This is a genomic window from Polycladidibacter stylochi (genome assembly GCF_001562055.1).
Classification (GTDB): Bacteria; Pseudomonadota; Alphaproteobacteria; order Rhizobiales; family Stappiaceae; genus Pseudovibrio; species Pseudovibrio stylochi.
Genome location: NZ_LLWE01000008.1, coordinates 1 through 5,047 on the forward strand (window position 1 = coordinate 1; position 5,047 = coordinate 5,047).

The 5,047-nt window shown below is 40.9% G+C and carries 3 protein-coding genes and 1 tRNA gene; 3 read left to right on the top strand and 1 reads right to left on the bottom strand.

Annotated elements, in window-relative coordinates; translation table 11 throughout:
• Nucleotides 1–55: 55 nt before the first annotated feature.
• The 3 genes from AYK67_RS01555 (at nt 56) to AYK67_RS01565 (ending at nt 4,447) form a co-directional block, all read left to right on the top strand.
• Nucleotides 56–132 (top strand) — tRNA-Met (locus tag AYK67_RS01555).
• Between the two features lie 1,071 nt (nt 133–1,203).
• Nucleotides 1,204–1,950 carry a hypothetical protein gene (locus AYK67_RS01560; protein WP_068081369.1) on the top strand — a complete coding sequence of 249 codons (747 nt, stop codon included), beginning with the start codon at nt 1,204–1,206 and terminating at the stop codon, nt 1,948–1,950.
• A gap of 10 nt (nt 1,951–1,960) precedes the next feature.
• Nucleotides 1,961–4,447: a calcium-binding protein gene (locus tag AYK67_RS01565; protein ID WP_068081372.1), complete on the top strand. Its 2,487-nt coding sequence runs from the start codon at nt 1,961–1,963 to the stop codon at nt 4,445–4,447.
• Nucleotides 4,448–4,835: 388 nt separating this feature from the next.
• On the opposite strand, the gene AYK67_RS01570 is transcribed toward AYK67_RS01565, so the two are convergent.
• The coding region (locus AYK67_RS01570; RefSeq protein WP_082735579.1) for a helix-turn-helix domain-containing protein at nt 4,836–5,047 on the bottom strand (212 nt) is incomplete at its 5' end.

Below are 5,047 nucleotides of genomic sequence, written 5' to 3' on the forward strand. Positions count from 1 at the left end.
ACCGGGCACCACAAAGCCCGCGCAGGGCACAACAAGCCCCTGCACACAAAATTAACGCGGGGTGGAGCAGCCCGGTAGCTCGTCAGGCTCATAACCTGAAGGTCGTAGGTTCAAATCCTACCCCCGCAACCAAAATATAAACTGTTAAATCAATGACATAACAGGATTTTTGTTTTCGTCACTGCAATCTCATAATCAACTCTGGAAGCATTATGGAAGCATTATGGAAGCAAGTGGCTTTGCATTTTGGAAGAAGAGTTATTCAACCTTTGAATATAGATGGTCATGAAGTCGATTAAATATAATAACTTATAGTGGCATTTTATCTTTATAGTAGATGAGCAATAGAATTACAGCGTGTCTTTGTTAATTAGTTTCGTGTTTCCTTTGTGTGTATATTATGATTCATTGGTCCCTAGATGATTTGGGGGATCATATGGGAAGATCGTTTCACAGATGAAAAGTGTCACAACTTCTTCAGAGATACAGGATATCAAACCAATTAAACGCGACACGCTCTTAAAAATCTGCCTCTTATTTAATTAGAGATTGTTCTAGACAGCTAACTTGTTCTTTCAAAAATAGACGGAATCAGGCAATTGGTACATTGCAATTTCCGCACAAAGACTGCTAGGCAATGTGCAAAATACTCTCAATCCATTGTATGATTATGACCCACAGTAGAAGCTTGGAGTTATTTTGCGGAAATGTTTGAATGAGCTTTTGAAAAGCGCAATATAACACTCTAGTTGACGTAATACGAGATGTTATCGTGGATGAGCATAAGCGTCTTTTTATCGGAACTGCATTCGCGTTTGTCTTTGCAATATTCATAGAGGTGGCTGATGCACGGCCTTACTTAGGATAGTTTCGCTTTCAATTTCACAGGTAACCAATTCGATCTGTAAAGATACCGCTAGGTATAGATTAATCTTGGCAGTCTGGCCGTAGACTGCGCGGTTATGCCTGCATTTAAGAGATCTTGTTGTTTGGCTGATGTAGCTCTGATAGTTTTCTGACACTATATAATGAGGCAATGTAAAACAGCTGCTATATTCAGATTGTTATGCCTATAATATGAAATGTATATTAATATAATTAATTATAACAGTATGTTATTTTTATTATAATTAGATTGATTCTTTTTTCGTAGATGATTTATAGCTCATCGTTTAGTGCTCTCATTATTTTGGTGATAAGCTAATGAGAAAATTAATTATTATTATTGTTGTTATAATCGTATTAGTACTAGCAACCCCGGTTATCTATATATTTGCCGCAGGTGCTTATCAGTATCTCCTAAGCGAGACGCTGACGAGACGCTACCGCTATACGATCCAAGTCAGTGTTGACGGCGTGCTCATGTCCGGCTCCGCTGTACATCAAGTAACAATTGAATCTGGGCCCCCTGTGTCTTTTGCAACTGGCTACACAGATGTCACTTTTAAAGGAGAGGCCCTAGCAATTCCTATCGGTGATGGCCAGCATATCTACGCACTCATCATTAGGGAGGCAGGGCGTGATCCAGAAAATGAAGAAGTTAAGATCGAAGTTCCTGACCGGAACCTCATATGGGATGCCTGTCACCCCAAGAATGCTTCGAGTAACTATCGATCACAGATATCAGTAGAAGCCCTGAGAAATATACAAGGCCCTTGCGCGGTTCCTAAGCAAATTTTGCCTGTATTTGTGTGGTTCGAAGATGAAACCGACCCGCAAAGTGGTCGCAGAGTTTTTGTAAATGATCTTGGAAAATATGCAGGCAAGAAAATAGATTTTATCAGTGCTAAAATCGAGTTAACCAACGATCCTATTAGTAAAAAAATTGAAAAACAACTATCAATAATTCAATTATTGCCACAATATCGTAGAAGTGAAGATAATTATTACTCAAGATATGTCAATAAAAACACTTTAGATGACATATTTATGGACTATTTTATTTACTAGTGAGGTTGTTATGGATAAATATAGTTTGTATGCTTTATTTTCTTCGGATGTATACTACGATTCATCTTTGCTAATATACTCTCACAAAAATAGAGAAGAAAGCAACTTCTTTGCCCGCTCTTACAAGTTCGAGGATAAAGTTGTAATCGCGTTTCGCGGTACTGACAAGGTACCAGCTGATGCATGGAGTGGTTGGGGAGTTGGAGTCGGAAGCGTAACATCGCCGCAACTACTAGCTGCCATCGAGTTTTACCACGAGACTGTCAGTAAGCACCCCAATAAAGAAATTGTTTTCACAGGGCACTCACTTGGCGGCGGATTAGCAGGATTCCTAGGGGCGATCTATCAAAAAAAATCCTATGTCTTTGACAATATGAGATATACCGGAGCGGTAGAAAATTTATGGGAATTATACTTAGATTACTATAACGAAACCTATAAAGTTGACGACCCCGACTTACATCAGGCAATCGGTGCGCACCTGGAAAAGTATTACGGAGAAGACGTCCACAAAAGCGACATGCTAGCGAAGCCTCAGTTTAATCTATCGCAGGCTGCGCACATAGATGGCGAATTCCTAGATAATACTGCTAGGGGGAACAGCAGCGACGAATACTCCGTTGCTGACCAGGCCGGATTATGGCCAATTCAAAAACACTCAATGAGTTTATTATCAATCGTCATGCATTTCTCAGAAGGGCCTACAGCCGGTATGTGGAAAGGCCCTTCCAAAGACGATTGGGACGTAGTGAGTTCGTATCTGCTTCCTCATCTATTCGACGAAAAATTAGCGGAAGTTTCAGGGATCAAAAGAAACACCGAAAAAAAAGCCATTGATAACTTAAGAGACAAGATAGCATTCTCTTTGTTGGACAAAGACTATAGTAGCGGCGCACGCCACGCACTTTACAAAAACATCGAAATACTTGCCGAGGCGATTGAGGATGGGTTAGGTACTATCTTACAGTATGATGATAACTTGAAAGCGCTCTTTGCAACAGCTGCTAGTGGGGCCGTTGCGCAATTTGTGGCGATGCTTGCTGATGCAAATGCTGAAACCAATAACCTAGAGTTGCTTCGCTATGATAGCGCAAACAAGGTACTTGCGATCAATTGCTCAAAAGCATTTTGGAGCACCTTCTCAAAGCCACCAGAAGAGTTATTTGGCGTTAAGGCGTTAATGCAAGCCGTTAAAGAACAGGAAACTCAAGAATTATTTGAACTTCTTGAAAAACAAGGCATTTCCGGATCTTTGCGAGAAATTGATGTGCTTACATTCCAAGTTGAGGATACCGGTTTAGGCTCTGAAATTCGACTTGAGAGCTACGGTGATAAGAAAGTGGTGTTTATCGGCTCTTCTTCGGCAGACACAATACTAGGCAGTTCGGCTGATGAAGTCATCATTGCCAATGGTGTTAACAATGATACCGCTGATATGGTCAGTGGCGGTGCTGGTAATGATCTACTTATCGGAACGAATAGTGTTAATTTTTTAACTGGGGGCGATGGTGCTGATGTTGTTTATGGCGGATATGGGGACGATACTCTAGACGGCGGGGTTAGGAGTGACCTTATGCCAGATGATGCCAATACGTTTTTTGATTCTATGAATACTTTTCAATATTACGATGATAACATTTCAGATATACTTGATGGTGGAAAAGGTTATGATAAGTACTACGTTTATCATGATGAAAAATACATAACTGATACAACTTCTTGGGAAGATACTGACTCAGGAGCTGTCCCTTATAGCTTTTTTGATGCGATCTACATTATGTATGATTACGGTTACGAACAAGTTAGACAAAAATTTAATGTAAATGACTTTTCTCATGTAGATCGTATTCGAGATTCCGATGGATCTGGTGAAATTGTATTGCAAAAGACAAATGATTTAGACTATAAGCACTCTTTTCGTCCTTCTACCAATTTGTATGTTAAGTTCTCTTCTAAAGATAATGTGTATTTGGAGAAACTTGAAACGACAGATTTTAATGGAGTAGAGCTATTCTATACTCCTTCGTCCGATTTGCTTTTTTACAAGCATAATGGCGATTTGTATGGATTTTTCGATTGGATTTTTTCAGAGTGTGGTTCTGGTATCTGGGCTGATTGGCTTGGATTACAAGCACTATTTGTAATTGAAGATTTTGAAAGTGGACACTTTGGCATCAATTTGCTGAACGCTCCGGAAGGAACCGACGAAAGTTATAGTCCAGCTTTTGCGACATTAGAGGATCGTGATGATGTTAGCATTCCAGATACCATCACTGATAGTCAGGGAGATGCAAGCAAGGATATAACTGACGACGCTTTTACATTTCTTAGTAATGGATTTGATGTGAATGCAGTGGTTGACCATGAATATGAAGGTGATTTGAAGAGTTCTTTTGATCTAGATGATGCTGAAATTACTGAAACTACTCTTTTGAGTAACGGTTTTAGCAATGTAATGACGAATGATTTTCATCAGGATGACTTCAGATTTATCTAAAATGGTTCACGTCAAATAGCTATACGATTAGAAAGTTTCAACGCGAACGGGTTATGTGTTAAACGTTGTCTGACTGAATATGTTACTCTGTCCTAGGGTTTCTTCTGGCAGGCAGCCGATAAAGGCCACCTCGATACTGTCAAATCCGGCATGAACAAGTTTAATCTGCATGGTTTACGCTGGTCTTCGTTTTTGTATTTCTAGAGGGGGGTGTTACAAAAACCCCCCATTGCGCACCGCTGGTGCTCTATTGAAATAGGAAAGTGGGAGAAAAAGCAGGGCAATTTGTGCGTGTGGCACTGCCCAATGGCTTTGGAAGAAAAGCCCGGCAAACCGGGCTAGAGATTGCCGCAGCGTGTGAGTAAAAGCGCTGCTTGTGCGTGTGAAGCTAGGTGAGGGCGTGCTCTGAACTGTGGCGAACGGTGAGCGCTTCAGCCCAAGCAATCAGGTCTTTGCGGCGGTAGCGAATGGCCCTTGCGGATATTATCACGTAGGCAGGACCGCCACCGCGCAAGCGCCAGTTTTGCAAGGCCCGCGCTGTATAGCCTAAAAATTCTGCGGCATGTTTTTCTGGAATTAAACAATCAAAATAGTCTGGTG